At 57.8% G+C, this 17,051-nt stretch carries 9 protein-coding genes and 5 tRNA genes; 11 read left to right on the top strand and 3 right to left on the bottom strand.

The genetic code is table 11. The annotated features are described in order from the left end of the window. Nucleotides 1–43: 43 nt before the first annotated feature. The 5 genes from ABEA08_RS03340 (at nucleotide 44) to ABEA08_RS03360 (ending at nucleotide 687) form a co-directional block, all read left to right on the top strand. Nucleotides 44–120, top strand: a tRNA-Met gene (locus tag ABEA08_RS03340). A 67-nt stretch (nucleotides 121–187) separates the two neighbouring features. Continuing rightward, nucleotides 188–264 (top strand) — tRNA-Met (locus ABEA08_RS03345). Nucleotides 265–331: 67 nt separating this feature from the next. After that, a tRNA-Met gene (locus ABEA08_RS03350) sits at nucleotides 332–400 on the top strand. A 67-nt stretch (nucleotides 401–467) separates the two neighbouring features. Continuing rightward, a tRNA-Met gene (locus ABEA08_RS03355) sits at nucleotides 468–544 on the top strand. 66 nt (nucleotides 545–610) lie between these two features. Beyond that, nucleotides 611–687: transfer RNA gene (locus ABEA08_RS03360), tRNA-Met, on the top strand. 595 nt (nucleotides 688–1,282) lie between these two features. Here ABEA08_RS03360 and ABEA08_RS03365 read toward each other — a convergent pair. Further along, a complete protein-coding gene (locus ABEA08_RS03365; protein WP_345333312.1) occupies nucleotides 1,283–3,343 on the bottom strand; it encodes an FUSC family protein in 2,061 nt (686 codons plus the stop codon). Between the two features lie 56 nt (nucleotides 3,344–3,399). Further along, nucleotides 3,400–4,566, bottom strand: coding sequence for an FAD-dependent oxidoreductase (locus tag ABEA08_RS03370; protein ID WP_345333314.1), 1,167 nt, complete (start codon nucleotides 4,564–4,566; stop codon nucleotides 3,400–3,402). A gap of 287 nt (nucleotides 4,567–4,853) precedes the next feature. On the opposite strand from ABEA08_RS03370, the gene miaB reads away from it, so the two are divergent. The 6 genes from miaB (at nucleotide 4,854) to ABEA08_RS03400 (ending at nucleotide 15,544) form a co-directional block, all read left to right on the top strand. Next, nucleotides 4,854–6,284: a tRNA (N6-isopentenyl adenosine(37)-C2)-methylthiotransferase MiaB gene (gene miaB, locus ABEA08_RS03375; protein ID WP_345333316.1), complete on the top strand. Its 1,431-nt coding sequence runs from the start codon at nucleotides 4,854–4,856 to the stop codon at nucleotides 6,282–6,284. A gap of 36 nt (nucleotides 6,285–6,320) precedes the next feature. Next, entirely contained in the window at nucleotides 6,321–7,478 is a 1,158-nt protein-coding gene (locus ABEA08_RS03380; RefSeq protein ID WP_345333318.1) for a PhoH family protein, read from the top strand. After that, complete coding sequence (ybeY, locus tag ABEA08_RS03385) at nucleotides 7,468–7,923, top strand: rRNA maturation RNase YbeY (protein WP_345333320.1); 456 nt, start codon at nucleotides 7,468–7,470, stop codon at nucleotides 7,921–7,923. Before ABEA08_RS03380 ends, ybeY begins: the two co-directional genes overlap by 11 nt. A gap of 33 nt (nucleotides 7,924–7,956) precedes the next feature. Then, nucleotides 7,957–8,844, top strand: coding sequence for a CNNM family magnesium/cobalt transport protein CorC (corC, locus tag ABEA08_RS03390; RefSeq protein WP_345333322.1), 888 nt, complete (start codon nucleotides 7,957–7,959; stop codon nucleotides 8,842–8,844). After that, nucleotides 8,841–10,358, top strand: a complete 1,518-nt coding sequence (lnt, locus tag ABEA08_RS03395; protein WP_345333324.1) for an apolipoprotein N-acyltransferase — start codon at nucleotides 8,841–8,843, stop codon at nucleotides 10,356–10,358. The genes corC and lnt overlap by 4 nt, the downstream gene beginning before the upstream one ends. Before the next feature lie 308 nt (nucleotides 10,359–10,666). Beyond that, nucleotides 10,667–15,544, top strand: coding sequence for a S8 family serine peptidase (locus tag ABEA08_RS03400; RefSeq protein WP_345333326.1), 4,878 nt, complete (start codon nucleotides 10,667–10,669; stop codon nucleotides 15,542–15,544). Between the two features lie 60 nt (nucleotides 15,545–15,604). Here ABEA08_RS03400 and radA read toward each other — a convergent pair whose 3' ends face one another. After that, complete coding sequence (gene radA, locus ABEA08_RS03405) at nucleotides 15,605–16,972, bottom strand: DNA repair protein RadA (protein ID WP_345333328.1); 1,368 nt, start codon at nucleotides 16,970–16,972, stop codon at nucleotides 15,605–15,607. Nucleotides 16,973–17,051: the final 79 nt, after the last annotated feature.

Below are 17,051 nucleotides of genomic sequence, written 5' to 3' on the forward strand. Positions count from 1 at the left end.
TGGCTTAATGCTTCCCTCTTAGAAGTAAAATAAGACACTCGGACGCGGAGTGGAGCAGCATGGTAGCTCGTCGGGCTCATAACCCGAAGGTCATCGGTTCAAATCCGGTCTCCGCAACCACTTTCCTATTGAATGGGCCTTGGCCGATTTAATGCTTCCCTCTTAGAAGTAAAATAAGACACTCGGACGCGGAGTGGAGCAGCATGGTAGCTCGTCGGGCTCATAACCCGAAGGTCATCGGTTCAAATCCGGTCTCCGCAACCACTTTCCTTTAAGTCGATGTATTTTTGGCTTAATGCTTCCCTCTTAGAAGTAAAATAAGACACTCGGACGCGGAGTGGAGCAGCATGGTAGCTCGTCGGGCTCATAACCCGAAGTTCAAATCCGGTCTCCGCAACCACTTTCCTATTGAATGGGCCTTGGCCGATTTAATACTTCCCTCTTAGAAGTAAAATAAGACACTCGGACGCGGAGTGGAGCAGCATGGTAGCTCGTCGGGCTCATAACCCGAAGGTCATCGGTTCAAATCCGGTCTCCGCAACCACTTCTCATCGAATTGATTTACTTTGATTCGAGCCTTCCCTCTTAGAAGTAAAATAAGACACTCGGACGCGGAGTGGAGCAGCATGGTAGCTCGTCGGGCTCATAACCCGAAGGTCATCGGTTCAAATCCGGTCTCCGCAACCACTTTCAGCAAAGGCGATAACTCGACTTTGCACTTCGTTTCCGAAGTAAATGGAAAATTTGTTTCGGGATGAAGCAGCTTGGTCGTTCGTCGGGCTCAGCTCTTCATAAAAGCCGCGAAGGTCGTTCCTTCAAATCCAGCTCCCGCAACCACATTCAACGAAAAAGCCAACCTCGCGGTTGGCTTTTTTGTCTTTGCGATCCCACCACAACGAAGCAACCTGATCGCTCATCGGGCTCAGCCTTCATTAAAGCGACGAAGGGCGTTGGATCACTCTTTCCATAAGAGCAGGCTCCCGCAACCACATTCAATGAAGCAACCTAGTCGCTCGTCGGGGGCTCAGCGCTTCATAAAAGTGGCGAAGATCGTTGGTTCACTCTTTCCATAAGAGCAGGCTCCCGCAACCACATTCAGCGAAATAGCCAACCTCACGGTTGGCTTATTGGTCTCTGCCAAACCACCACAGCGGAGCAGCTTGATCGCTTGTCAGGCGTAGCGCTTCAAAACCGCTGCGCAGATCTTGCCTGCGCTCAAAACCACCCGGCCCTTAACCAAGCTCTGAGGCACCGCCACATTCCGATACTCACCCGCAACAAGCTAACCCGAAGCGCCCAACCGACTTTTCGGTGGCACCGTTTTGACAATGCCGTGTATCGCCTGATAGCGCTCCAAGAACAGGGATAGCTGGTAGACCGCAAAGCCCCGTCTATCTGCCACGCACTCTTGCAACAAGCCGTGCAACCACTGCTGACCATCGACCAACTCCTGGCTCCAACCCTCCTCTCCTCCGCTCATAGCGCTGCTTAGCTGGCCATAGGCACTGTCAAACAGTGCCTCCAACCGCTGACTCTCAAGCGAACTGAAAATGGGATCTTTTTGGCTTTGCGGCAAGATGGCATTGAGATGCCCCATCCCACTTTTATATAAAGCCAATAAGGCGGTACTGTGCTCAGCATCGCCATAGCCAGGCTCCTGTTTCATTTGCGTGAGGCTGGCGGTTAAGGCCACGCCCTGTTCATACGCTAACCGGCGACTTCGGGCCAAGTGAACGGGCTCGACCGGCCTACCAGCCAACCGGGCCAGCAACAACTGTAAATATCGATGCAGATACGCCAGCGCCGTTTTCCGTAACTGAGCCTGACGACCGCCTTGCCATTGTGGCCACAGAAAGCGATAAGCCAGAAAGATCAGCGAACAACCGATCAAGGTATCCAGCATACGCGCCAACAACACCTCGTGACTGGCCAACCCCAAGTATTCAAACGCCAACATCAGCACCAAGGTGGCCCCTGCGGTTGTCCAGCCGTGGTGGATCTGCACCAAAGTCAACGTCAAGGGAAGCAGTAAGCAAACCAGCAGTAGCGCCAACTCATCGTGCACACCCAGCGCGATCAGCGCTCCGGCGCCGAGCAGGCCCCCCAAGGTGCCCGCCGCCCGCTGCCATACCCGGCTTCGTGTCGCGACGTAACTGCTTTGTCGTACCATGATGATGGTGGTCAAGATCCAATAACCGTTGTCCAGCGGCATGACGCTGGCGATCGCCATCGCAGCGCCTAGGATAAGACCCAGCCGCACGCCGCCCCGCAGAACCGGGCTCGACCAGCGCATCATCTTGAGCCACTGCCGCCACCAGGATTCAGTACCGCTCGACAAGATCGCACGCTGATACAAGGGACCCGCACGTCCGGCCAGCCGGGTGATCCGCTCGGCATTCGCCGCCATATAGTGCGCAACCATTCCTTTGCGATCCGCCTTAGCCTGTGCCATCAGCGCATCGGACAGCGCTCGTCCAGCGACATCGACGCTGTCGCTGCCTTTAAGGGTTCGGTTGTGCTTGAGATCCTGACTGATCCGCAATAGCCGCGCGGCGACCAGTCGCGTCCAGTTCTGGTAAAGGGGCAGCATTTCCGTGCTAACCAAGACGTCACGCGCCAAATGCGGCTCCGGGATGGCTTGCAGCCGTTCCTGCAGATCCACCGCGGCCATTAGCGCATTACGCAGCGGGGCAACGCCCTTCTGTCCTTCGACGGCGGCCAATTGCCGTCGAGCCATCGCAAGGTACTGACCCAACGTGTCATCAAAGTAGACCGGCAAGGTTTGATCCAAGAGCTGCTCGGGACGCCGCTCCATAAGCTCAGCCAGCCGGCGATAGATCTGCGCCAATGCCTGACGCAAGGGCAATTGCCGCCACAACCGGTACCACACGGCACTGAACAACATCAGCCACGCGGTCGCAACAGCAAACCCCAGCGCGATCTGCCAGGGAGGATACAGCGTCGAGGTCGCCAGCCCGATCACCGCCATGGTCAGCACGCCCATACCTAACCGGCCAGATAACTCCCCCCAAGCAGCAAAGCTGGCCATGATCACGCCCAACAGGGCAAACCACAGCGGCAGCCGTTCTGGGGCATGGAGCGCCACGACAGCGGTCGACAAACTGGCAACGGCAAAGCCGATCACGCCCAATGCAACCCGCCGTCCCCAGTAGGGCGAAGGCTGATCCAACGCCGACACCAAGATCGCGGGCAACACCAACATGGCAAGCGCAAACCGCTCCATCTCCCCCAGCGCAAATCCCAGGGCTTGTGCCAATAGGAGTCCCAGTGACAGACGCAATGCATTGTTAATGTGCGGATTAAACCAGAACGCCTTATTCAATCGACTCCCCTAGTGGCCAAAGTGCCGCGTACACCGTCTGTCGCCATCGTTGATACTTACAATCCCATCGCGTAGCGCATCACCTGCTGTTTCACCGGGCCGCTGCGCTGCGCCAGGGTCAGGGCCAAGTTGCGACCCAGCTTGAGCGGCAGCCAGTCATTGGAAAAGGCGTGGTAAAACACGTCCATGGCCGTTTGCATCGCCAGGTTATCCGCCCGGCGTTGACATTGATAACGACTTAACACCTCGGGCGCCGACACGGACTCGCCCTTCTGCCGGGCCTGTCCCAGGATATGCTCCAGTGCGGCCACATCCTTAAAGCCGAGGTTAACCCCCTGCCCCGCTAACGGATTAATGGTGTGCGCAGCATCGCCCAACAGCACCATCCGACCTTGATAATAGTGCTGAGCATGCTGTCGAGTCAGGGGAAAGGCCGCTTTCGCTTCGATCTCAAAATCACCGAGCCGCTGCGGGAAATGGGTTTGGACCTGCCGCTTCAGCGCCGCCTTATCCAATCGCATTAGCTGCTCTATCCGCTCGGGACTGTCGTACCACACCAGCGAGCCTCGCGCGCCGGTCAAGGGCAGAAATGCCCGAGGGCCGTCGGCCGTGAAAGCCTGCCAGGTGATCCGCTGCTGGGGCAGGGCGGTGCTCACGTTAATGGCCAGACATGAATGGCGATAGCGCCAACCGGTCAGCCCGATCCCCGCCGCCTGACGCACACCACTGCGCGCGCCATCGCATCCCAGCATCAACTCCGCCGCCAGCGTTGCCTCACCCAACTGCAGATAAGCCCCGGCTTCGTCCTGCCACAAGCGCTCGGGTCGCTGACCAACCCTCAAGTCAACATTGTCATACTGGGCCAAAGCCTGCCACAAGGCCAACTGCACCACGCGGTTCTCAACGATATGGCCCAGATGCGAATGGTCGATCTGTGCCGCCTCGAACGACACCTCAGCCCGTTGCCACTCCCAGGTCGCCAGGGTGTCATAGGGCGCCGCCCGCATCGCTTCAACATGCTGCCACGCGCCCAGATCCCGCAGCAGTCGCTCTGAGGCGGCACTGATGGCACTGACCCGCAGATCCATCGGCTGCTCGTGTTCATACGCTTGCGGTTCCTGCGCCTCGATCAGGGCAATGCGAAAACCGTGTTGGGCCAGGCCGCACGCCGCGGCGGCGCCCACCATGCCACCGCCCACAATGATCAGATCGTACTTTTCCATGTCTGCCTGCGCTGCTCATTAAACCTGGGGCCAATTCTACGGCAAACCGCCCCCTCTAGGCAGTAATGCACACCAAAGCGACTGCTTATGACGGCATTTCAGCACAATTTTCCCCTCCACCATCCTGCGCAATTTTCAAACAAGCAGAGTTGGTTAGCCAAACCTCGCTGCCGTTGCCGCGACTTCTCGCCGCGCAAACCTGCGCAAACGCTAGTCATTGCAGGCGCTGCACGCTAAAATGCACGGCTAAAATTTTTCCTGCCTGTAACTTTGAGCGACGTGAATTGATGAGCAAAAAACTGCACATTAAGACCTGGGGCTGCCAGATGAACGAGTATGACTCGTCCAAAATGGCGGATCTGCTGGACTCTTTCGGCAACTACACCCTGACCGAAGACGCTGCAGAAGCCGATGTGCTGCTGCTGAACACCTGCTCCATCCGTGAGAAAGCCCAAGAGAAGGTGTTCCACCAATTGGGCCGTTGGCGCCCGCTCAAAGAGGCCAAGCCTTCGCTGGTGATCGGCGTGGGTGGCTGTGTGGCTTCGCAGGAAGGTGACGCCATCCGCGAACGTGCCCCGTTTGTGGATATCGTTTTCGGCCCGCAAACCCTGCACCGCATCCCCGAGATGATCGCCAAGATCCAAGCCGGTGAAAAAGGCGTGGTGGACGTTTCCTTCCCAGAGATCGAAAAGTTCGATCGTCTGCCGGAGCCTCGCGCCGAAGGCGCCACCGCGTTTGTCTCCATCATGGAAGGCTGCAACAAATACTGCTCGTTCTGCGTGGTGCCCTACACCCGGGGTGACGAAGTCAGCCGTCCGCTGGACGACGTGCTGTACGAGATCGCGCAACTGGCCGAGCAAGGCGTGCGTGAGATCAACCTGCTGGGCCAGAACGTCAACGCCTATCGCGGCGAAACCCACGACGGTGAGATCTGCTCCTTCGCCGATCTACTGCGCTTTGTTGCCGCCATTGATGGCATCGATCGTCTGCGCTTCACCACCAGCCACCCAATGGAGTTTGGCCAGGACATCATCGACGCCTACGCCGATGTGCCTGAGCTGGTGGATTTCCTCCACCTGCCGGTACAGAGTGGCTCCGACCGCATCCTGACCATGATGAAGCGCAACCACACCGCGCTGGAGTTCAAATCCATCATCCGTCGCCTGCGCAAGGTCCGTCCGGATATCCACATCAGCTCGGATTTCATTGTCGGCTTCCCCAACGAATCCGATCAGGACTTCGAAGACACCATGACGCTGATCAAAGCCATCGACTTTGATATGAGCTTCTCCTTCATCTACAGCCCGCGCCCGGGTACCCCTGCGGCGGACATGGTGGATGACGTCGATGATGAGACCAAAAAGCAGCGTCTGTACATCCTGCAAGAGCGCGTCAACCAGCAAGCGATGACCTATAGCCGTCGCATGCAGGGCACCGTCCAGCGCATCCTGGTGGAAGGCACCTCCAAGAAAAACGTCATGGAGCTGCGCGGCCGCACCGAAAACAACCGAGTGGTCAACTTCGAAGGCCAGCCGGATCTGATCGGCACCTTCGTCGATGTTGAGATCACCGAGGTGTTCCCGAACTCGCTGCGTGCTACGCTGATCCGCACCGAGGATGAAATGGATCTGCGCCGTAACCTGCGCCCATCCGACATCCTGAAGAAGCGCCCGCATAACACCCCGGACGAACTGGGTGTGGCAACTTTCCAACCCTAACGATAACGTTTTAGTGGTTGCCCCTAAGGACAGAGATTGAGTAACAAACTGCTGACCCTCGAGGTCTACTTGGAGCCTGCACAGAATCAGCGGATCGCTGCCCTGTGCGGGCCGTTTGACGATAACCTGAAGCAAATTGAACGCCGTCTGGGTGTTGAGATCAGTTATCACAACAATCAATTTATCGTGGTGGGCAAGCCCGCACAGGCCAAGAGCGTCATCGATCTGCTCAAAACCCTGTACGTTGAAACCGCCGCGGTCAAAGGCCAACAGCCGGATCTGGAGCCAGAGCAAGTGCATCTGGCCATCCAGGAAGCCGTAGCCCTGGAGCAGGAAGATCTCAGCGCCATGGGCGATGAGGTGTTCCTCAAGACCAAGAAAGGCGTGCTCAAACCGCGCAACGCCAATCAGGCCCAGTACATCCGCAATATCATCGCCCACGACATCTGTTTTGGTGTTGGCCCAGCCGGTACCGGGAAAACCTACCTAGCGGTAGCAGCCGCGGTGGACGCGCTGGAGCGCCAGGAGATCCGCCGTATTTTGCTGACCCGCCCAGCGGTGGAAGCGGGTGAAAAGCTCGGCTTCCTGCCCGGCGATCTGAGCCAAAAGGTCGATCCCTACCTGCGCCCACTGTACGACGCCCTGTTTGAGATGCTCGGCTTCGAGCGCGTCGAGCGCCTGATCGAGCGAAACGTCATTGAAGTCGCGCCACTGGCCTACATGCGTGGCCGCACGCTCAACGACGCCTTCATCATTCTGGATGAAAGTCAGAACACCACGGTCGAGCAGATGAAGATGTTCCTGACCCGCATCGGCTTTAACAGCCGCGCGGTGATCACCGGCGACATCACCCAGGTGGATCTGCCTCGCGGCACCCGCTCCGGCCTGCGTCACTCCATCGAAGTGTTGCGCAACGTTGAGAGCATCAGCTTCAACTTCTTCCAGTCTCAGGACGTGGTGCGTCACCCTGTGGTGGCCCGGGTGGTGGAAGCGTACGAGAGCTTCGAGCGCAAAGAAGCCGCCAACAAGGCGCGGATCGAGCAAGAGCGTAAAGCCGAGCGTGAAGCCCTGGTCGCCGCTGCCACAGCCCAGCCACAAGCCGCTCAGGCTCAACTGGTGCAGCAAGACGACGCCCAGACCAACCCGTCAACCACCGAGCCAACCCAGCGCACGGAGTCCAAAGATGAACAATGAACTGGATCTGCAGATCGCCGTCGACGACAACCGCCTGCCCACCGATGAGCAGTTTCAGTTGTGGATCGACACCGCACTGAGCGGTCGCGACGCCGACAGCGAGCTGACCATCCGGGTCTGCGACAGCGCCGAAAGCCAACAACTCAACCGCGATTATCGTGGCAAAGACAAGCCGACCAACGTGCTGTCCTTCCCGTTCGAAGCCCCGCCGGGGATCGAGCTGCCGCTGCTGGGCGATCTCGTGGTCTGCGCCGAGGTCGTCGCCCGTGAAGCCGAGGAGCAAAACAAAGCGCCGATGGATCACTGGGCCCACATGGTGATCCACGGTTGTTTGCACCTGATCGGCTTTGATCATATTGAAGATAATGATGCCGAGCAGATGGAAACTTTTGAGCGTGAACTGCTGTCAAAACTGGGCATTGCCGATCCGTATCAAGAGCGGTAATCTGAGCCTGAATTCCCAACGAAAAGAGACAACATGAACGAAGACCAACCTCCGTCGAGACACACCGGTAGCAAGAGTAAGCCGGGCCTGTTAGACCGCCTGAGCCAACTGTTTACCGGTGAACCCCAAAATCGACAGGAATTGGTGGAAGTGATCCAGGACGCGCAAGAGCGCCAACTGATCGACTCCGACACCAAAGAGATGATCAATGGCGTGCTCGACGTCGCCGAGCTGCGGGTGCGAGATCTGATGATCCCACGCTCCCAGATCATCGCCATTGAGAAAAATCAGAGTGTGGCGGAGTTTCTGCCCACGGTCATCGACTCCGCTCATAGCCGCTTTCCGGTGATCGATCGGGACAAAGACCATATCGAAGGGATCCTGCTGGCCAAAGATCTGCTGGCATGGGGCTTTGGCAACACCGCCGAGCTGACCCTCGACAAGGTATTGCGCCCCGCCGTCGTTGTGCCAGAAAGCAAGCGAGTGGACGTGTTACTCAAAGAGTTCCGCTCCGAGCGCTACCACATGGCCATGGTGGTGGACGAATACGGCGGCGTGTCCGGCCTGATCACCATCGAAGACATCCTAGAAGCCATCGTCGGCGATATCGAAGATGAAACCGATGTGGAAGAGGACAATCAGGACAGCATTCGTAAGATCAGCCGCAAGGTTTGGTCCGTCGCGGCGCTCACCCCGATCGACGAATTTAACGATCACTTTAACAGCCAGTTCTCCGATGAAGAGTACGACACCGTCGGCGGACTGATCAGCCACGCCTTTGGCCACCTGCCGGAGCGGGGCGAAACCATCGTATTGGACGACTTTGAGTTTAAAGTGGTCAGTGCTGACACCCGCAGGTTAGTCCAACTGCAGGTCAAAACGACCACGCCTCAAAGCTGTAAGGACTCCTCAGCCGCGTGAAGTTATTCAATCATTCTAAAGCGGGGCTCAGCCCCGCTTTTGTTTATCCGCTGGTTTTTATCGCCGGCGCACTCAGCCATCTGGCCTTCGCCCCCTATGACGTCTGGCCGCTGTTGCCGCTGAGCCTCGCCCTACTGTTAGGTCTCAGCCGTGACTCAACGCCCAAAGTCGCAGCCAAGCTGGGCCTGGTTTGGGGCTTTGGCCTGTTCGCCTTCGGCCTGCGCTGGGTTCACGTCAGCATCGACAACTTCGGCGGCCTGCCACTGGTGGCCTCCGTCGGCCTGATGGCCCTGCTGTCGCTCTATCTGGCACTCTACCCGGCACTCTGTCTCTACCTGCTCAACCGCTTCTTTAACCAGACACTGGCCGCTCGGCTGCTGGCCTTCCCCGCGCTGTGGCTACTCACCGAGTTGGCCCGAGGTTGGGTGTTGACCGGTTTTCCTTGGTTGTGGTCCGGATACAGCCAGCTCGAAGGGCCGCTGGCCTCACTGGCCCCATTGATAGGCACATTGGGGATCGGCCTGTGCTTGAGCATTATCGCCGTGATCCTGCCAGAACTCCTGCGCCGACGCTGGTCACTGCTGGCGATCCCGCTCGTTATTACCGTTCTCAGCCTGGTTGCCGGTCAAACCCAAAGCGTGCAACGTGATGGCCGAACACTGGATGTGGCACTGGTACAGGGCAACATCGCCCAGAGCCTCAAGTGGGAGCCGGAAAACCTCTGGCCGACCTTGATCAAGTACCAAGATCTGAGCAAGCCGCATTTCGATGCTGATCTGATCATCTGGCCGGAAGCCGCTATCCCGGCGCCAGAGGCCATGGTCAGCGATTTCTTGCTGCAGCTGGATCGGGGCATTAAAGAGAGCGGCACCGGCCTGATCAGCGGGATAATCAGCATGGATCCCCAGCAGCAATTCTATAACTCACTGCTGACCTTGGGCGAAAACCCCGACGGCGTGCCGCTGCTGCCCTCCGAGCCCGGCCGTTATCACAAGCACCAACTGCTGCCCATCGGCGAATTTGTACCTCTCGAGGATCTGCTCAGGCCGCTGGCCCCGCTGTTTAACCTGCCGATGTCCTCATTCCAGCGCGGCGCTGCCCTGCAAACCAATCTGGCAGCGGGCAACGTCACACTGGCCCCGGCCATCTGCTACGAGATCGCATTCCCAGAGCTGGTGCGCAAAAATACCCATGCCGACACAGACGTGTTACTCACCGTGTCTAACGATGCTTGGTTTGGTGACTCCATCGGCCCCAAACAGCACATGGCGATCGCCCAGATGCGCGCTTTGGAGCTGGGCCGGCCCTTGCTTCGCGTTACCAATAACGGCATCACTGCCATCGTCGATGAGCACGGCGCGATCACCGAGGTACTGCCGCAGTTTGAAGAGGGCGTGCTGCGCGCCGATGTTGCACTGGTGCGGGGGCAAACCCTGTTTAACCTGACCGGCCAATGGCCATTGATCGTCCTCAGCATCGCTGTGCTGATGGGGATCCGCTACTACCGTCGGTAACCGCTCCCCAAATCACAAAGGCCGTCCACAGGACGGCCTTGCTCTAGTGTCAACACAACTGACACCGCCACCCAATCATTTCAAGCAAAATACCAACCCCCCTCCTCCCTTTGACGCTAATAAGAACATGCCGGGTAAGGTAACTCTCCTTCTGTAATGCAGCCCAGCAGCACACCTATCGGTGTAAACAAAACGCCACTGCATTACACCCAACAAATCATGATATAGATCTAAAAGCACCATCGGTTATAACTCATACACAAAAGACATAAGTAGATAACCACTATCATGGAACAGGGGAAAACAGGATGTCAGAACAACGAACACGGCGGTTGAGTCATGTCTCACTCGCCTGCTCAGTGGCGTTACTCGCCAGTATGGGCGCTCAGGCCAACTCCAGCAGCGCCAGCGCAACGGTCCATGAAGGCCACCGAACCTTCCGCGCCATCACACTCACACCGCCCACCATCGAATCAGCGCCAAACAGCCTGTACAACAACGACAACAAGCGAAACCTGCATGTTGCGCCGGCCGATCCCACTGAAATATTCGCGCCAGAACAAGACCTATATGGTGAGCACGATTACATCGTGATCCTCGAAGATCATTCGGTTGTCGTCCAGCAAGCATTGACGCAAACCGCTTCGGCCACGACCTCTTCAGCAAACCTACAAGCGGTGCGCACCCAAGCGCTCCAGCAACAAAGTACTTGGATAAGCCAGGTACAGGCCAAAGGCATTGCGTTGAATGTTAAGCGTCAATACGCACTGGGGATCAATGGTCTCGTTGCGCATATGGACCAAAACGCCGCTATGGCTCTGGCCCAACAATCCGGGATCCGCAAGATCTACCGTGCACGCACACTCGAATTGCTATCAGACAACGGCCCGAGCTTCGTCGGCGCCGATCAGATCTGGCAGGGCACAGCCGGTGGCATGGCTTATCAGGGCGACGGCGTGGTGGTTGGGATCATCGATACCGGGATCAACACCCAACACGCCTCCTTTAGCGCCAATGGGATCGACAACCCATTAGGGGACGGCGTGTTCCTGGGGGATTGTGTTGAAGACGCTAGCCTTTGTAACAACAAGTTGATCGGCGTCTACAGCTTTGACGAGATCACCGAAGCCTATGCCGATCCGGTGTTTCAGCCCGAGGTGCCCGTCTGGCAAACGCCCGATCCGCTACGCCCCGCCAACGGGGAAGATTACAATGGCCATGGCAGCCACGTAGCCAGCACCGTTGCGGGCAACATGTTAACGGATGTGCCCTATCAGATCCCCGCTAATGAGGTGACCTCCAACGGGACGTCAACCGATCTTGATATCCCCCAGATCAGTGGCATGGCGCCCAACGCCAACGTGATCTCCTACCAAGTCTGTTATCCTGGTGGCGCCGGCGATCCCTTCTCGGGGTGCCCGGAAACCGCGCTGTTAGCGGCCATCGAGCAGGCCATTATGGATCAGGTTGATGTGATCAACTTTTCCATTGGTGGCGGTGAGAGCTTCCCTTGGGAGGATGCGGTTGAACTGGCGTTCCTGTCAGCACGTGAAGCTGGGATCAACGTCGCTGCGGCGGCCGGCAACTCCGGCCCCTACTTCTTCAGCACCGATCATACCTCCCCTTGGCTGACCTCCGTAGCAGCGACCACGCATGAGCGTGTGTTTAGCGTGCCAGAAAAGACCGTCGGGAGCTTCAGTGGTGGTACCACGTTGCCATCAAGCGATGAATATAGTGGTAACAGTATCTCCGGGGCGATCACGGCGCCTGTGGTCTATGCCGGTGATTACGACAATCCCAATTCTGACCTCGCCCCGGAGCTGTGTGCGGCACCTTTCCCGGCCGATACCTTCAGCGCTGATAAAGACGGCAATCCGCTCAGCGATGCGCCTATCGTGCTGTGCTATCGCGGTGAAGTGGCCCGATTGGAAAAGGCGGTCAACGTTCAGGCCGGTGGCGCTGGGGGGCTTATCCACGCCAATATGGACTGGTCCGGTGACAGCGCAACGCTGGTTGACGACCCCTTTGTCATTCCCGGGATCCACATCAGTCGTCGTGACGGCGATCAGATCAAGACTTGGCTCGCGGATGGCAGCGATCACCGCGCCAGCATCACGGCCGCCAGCCCGGAACGCTTAGTCGATCCAGCCAATGCGGACTTTATCGCTGACTTCTCCTCACGCGGGCCCAGCTGGACCAACGCAAACTATCTGGTACCCAACATCGCAGCACCGGGTGTCAGCGTCTACGCCGCATGGACCAATGATCAACCCTTCAGCACTGTGCCCATGACTGCGGATTACACCGCGATCTCCGGCACCTCAATGGCCTCTCCTCATGTTGCCGGCGGGATGGCCCTGCTTGCAGGGCTTCGTCCAGACTGGTCGCCAGCGGAGATCCAATCCGCCATTATGTTGACCGCCAACCAAGGCGTTAAGCGGAAGATCTATGAAAACATCCTCGATCTGGATGCTCCCTATTACGTCGGCTCCGGCCGCATGGACGTCGCAGCAGCAGCCAATGCAGGCTTGGTGATGGACATTCCGGTCGACGAGTACCTGGCCGCCAACCCCAACAACGGTGGCTACGTAAACCGGCTCAACACCCCCAACATGGTCGAAATGGAGTGCCGCAAGCAATGCAGCTGGCTGCGTACCGTGAAAGCTACTACCTCAGGCAGCTGGACCAGCGAGGCGGCAGCATGGGAAGGCTATGAAGGCGCCACCTTCACCGTATCGCCCGCACAGTTTTCTCTGCAAGCCGGTGAAAGCCAGGTGCTAGAGATCACCGCCACCATCAACGAGGATATCTACTCCAAGAGTTGGGAAGGCGAGTCCGCTGACAACGAATACGTCCATTACTTCGGTACCATAGCGCTAATCGCCGACAACGGTGCCATTCCGGTCAGTACCATGCAAGCTATCGCTGGCTACAACCGTGGCGACGCCCCCGTCGAACTCAACATGACGGTCGGCCGAGATGAAGGCTATAGCGCGATCAATGGCATACAACTGCCTGCTTTCAACGATTTTACCGCCCAATTCCTCGGTCCCGTTGCGCCAAGCATTGAGCAGTTCCACGTTGCAGCCGATACCTACTGGCTCAACCCCTTTGATGACATTACCGATGGTGCCGCCTACACCAGCATCACCATTGAAGAGGGGACAGAACGCTTTGTGGCCGAGGTCCTCAAGGCCGAAGCGTACGATTATGAGAACCTCTATATTCGTCAACCAACCTTGATTGTTGGTCGCAGCGCCGACGGCAGTGGCATTCCGCCAGTCGGCATCGACGCCGCCCGACCAGAGATCCTCTGTATCAGTCAGCACGCCACCGAAGGCAACTACTGCGCCTTTAACACCCCGGCACCCGGCACCTACTGGATCGTCGTTCACAACATCAACGACAGCTGGCAGCACGAAGGACAGATAGAGATCGATCTCGCCACCGCGGTGATCACCAGCGATAGCCAAGGGATGTTAAGCCTGACCGGCCCCGCCAGCCATGACGGTGTTAGCCCATTGAGTCTCGACTTTGGCTGGAACTGGCCCGACAGCCAGCCCGGTGATGTGCTCTACGGCGCAGTCAACATGGGCCCATCAGCCAGTGCTCCGGCTGGGTTTGGCTTTAGTGGCTTGCGCTTAGAGCGGGATGTTAACGACATTCATATAAGTCAAAGTCAGAGCACGGCAAATGCTGGTGATATCATTGATTTTGCACTTGATATCCGACAAAACCTCGAAGCAACGGATCGGGAACTAAATATCAATGTCACCCTACCAGAAGGATTGACCTTAATCCCCGACAGCGTTCAGTATGACGATCAACTTGGTGCTTTACTGAACCAAGAAGATGGACGCTTTATCATTAGTGGCGTACAGCCCAGCAGCGCCGAGGTTGAACGCAAGTACAACGTCAGCACCAACTTCGACAACCCACAATGTATGACACCAGACCTGGTCGAAGACTGGCACGGTGGCTATATCGATCTACACAGCATGTTTGGCCTGCAGCCTTGGGAAGAATGGATGCAAGGCGATGCCAACTCCGTGTTTAACGTGCCCATCGACTACCTGTTCTACAAGCCGGCTGACATCATGCTGTACGGTCGTCCCAGCACCGGCACCGTCCAGATGACTGCCGCGGGTCTGTTCAATCTCGCAGACGGTGAGTACTACAGCTGGCACTACGGCATGGCCATCGGCATGTTCCAGAGTGCGTTTGCGCCACTGTTTAACGACGCCTTCGAAACTACCTACAAGCGTCATTGGGAAGATCCGCAAGGGCTGACCATCATCAGCCTCTGGGAAGAGGACAACCCAGATCTGGGCGACGTGGCCATTCTGGAATTCGATAACCTGGTGGACACCTCAACCGGTGGTCAGATCGATGTTCAGGCAATCCTGCGCAGCGGCCTGGACTTCCGCCCCAACCACCCAGAGCTGACCTTCGCCTATAACAACATCACCGGCGATATGGCCCGCGGGATCATCGGGACCATCGGCTACGCTGGCGCCTGGGATCTCTGGGGCGAAGGTGGCGGCTCAGAAGGGACCTTCTATGACATATTCGGCCTGGATAACCTGGATGAAGTCCTACAGGACGACCTAGTGGTCTGCTACGACTACGACGGACCAGAGCGCACCGCCATGCAACTGAAGTTCAAGGTTCGTGTCCATGAGGATGCCTCATCCACAGAGCAAACCGTTAGCCTGACTCACCAGTTCGGCAGCAGCTCAGCGGTCACTGAAAGCCACAGTGTGGCTGTCTCCGGCAATCTCCAGTTAGCGACGATCGCCGATCAGACCACCGACGAGAATATGGCATTGGCAGGGATCGAGGTGTTCTACACCGACGGTAACACCTACCCCAATACCATCGAAGTCAGCGGTGAACACGTGACAGCGACGGTGCATGGCCATGAAAGTGGCGCCACCTTCGATCTGATGCCTGACCCTGACTTCCACGGCCAAACGGAAATCACCGTGATCGTGCGTGACTCGGTTCATTCCAGCGACATGGCCAGCACAAGCTTCATGCTGACCGTCAACTCAGACGGTGTGGAGCCCACACCTGAGCCAGAGCCTGAGCCTGAACCTGACTCAAATAGCTCTAGCAGTGGCTCCTTCGGTGGATTCGCGCTGTTGTTGCTGGCCGGCTTCGGTCTGCGTCGACGCACGCGCTAAACCACGTTAAGCCAAACAAAACGGCAGCCGCTTGGCTGCCGTTTCTATTGGTTAAACCGCTCAGATCGCGTCCAGCGCTTCGGACAGCTTGGACACCGCCGTCACCTCCATCCCTTCGATCGGCTGGCGTGGCGCATTGCCCTTGGGCACGATGGCCCGTTTAAAGCCGTGTTTGGCGGCTTCACTCAGGCGCTCCTGGCCGTTAGGAACCGGACGAATTTCACCGGACAACCCCACCTCACCGAACACCACCAACTCCTGTGACAGCACCGTATCGCGGAAGCTGGAGACCATGGTCAGCAGCAACGCCAGATCGGCCGCGGTTTCGGCCACTTTCACGCCGCCGACGACGTTGGCGTAAACGTCCTGATCCGACATCAGCAAGCCACCATGACGGTGCAGCACCGCCAGCAGTAAGGACAATCGGTTCTGCTCCAGCCCGACCGAGACCCGACGCGGGTTGGACAGCGGACTTTGATCGACCAGCGCTTGCAGCTCCACCAGCAAGGGCCGCGAGCCCTCCCACACCACCATCACCACCGAGCCCGCCGACGGCTCCTCACCGCGAGACAAGAAGATGGCGGAAGGGTTGCTCACCTCTTTGAGGCCTTGACCGGTCATGGCAAACACGCCCAGCTCGTTGATGGCGCCAAAGCGATTCTTGTGCGAGCGCATGGTGCGGTAGCGACTGTCGCCCATGGAATCGAGCATCACCGAGCAGTCGATGCAGTGCTCCAGCACCTTAGGGCCGGCCAGCGTGCCATCTTTGGTGACATGGCCCACCATAAAGATGGCGACGTTATTCTGCTTGGCGAAACGGGTCAGGTAGGCGGCACTTTCCCGCACCTGCGCTACGCTGCCCGGCGCCGATTGGATATCCGCCATGTGCATCACCTGAATGGAGTCGATCACCATGATCGAGGGCTTCTCCTTCTCGGCGATCATGCAGATCTGCTCTACCGAGGTTTCCGACAGCATCTTCAGCTTGTCCGTCGGCAGTGACAGGCGATTGGCCCGCATCGCCACCTGCTGCAGTGACTCCTCGCCCGTCACGTACAGGGCATTCATCTGCTGTGACAGGCGACACATCACCTGCAGCAGCAGAGTCGATTTACCCGCCCCAGGATTACCGCCGATCAAGATCGCCGCGCCGGGCACCACGCCCCCGCCGAGCACCCGATCCAGCTCGTTATAGCCGCTGGAAAAACGCGGCACCTCGGTCAGATCGATCTCCGCCAGCGTTTGCACACCCGAGCTGCCCGCGCCAGCATAGCCACTGAGCCGCTCAGTATTTCGGCTCTTGCTGCCTGCCCCCAGTCGAACCTCGGTCAAGGTATTCCAGGCGCCGCAGGCGTTACACTGGCCCTGCCAGCGTGGGTGATCCGAACCGCAGTCATTACAGACGTAGGCTGATTTTACTTTTGCCATGAACAGACCAATATTTTTCAACAAGATGAGCCATTATCACCGATGGGAGATCGGGGTTACAATGGCCGCCAGCAGATTA

It is taken from the genome of Ferrimonas pelagia, assembly GCF_039543565.1.
Lineage (GTDB): Bacteria > Pseudomonadota > Gammaproteobacteria > Enterobacterales > Shewanellaceae > Ferrimonas > Ferrimonas pelagia.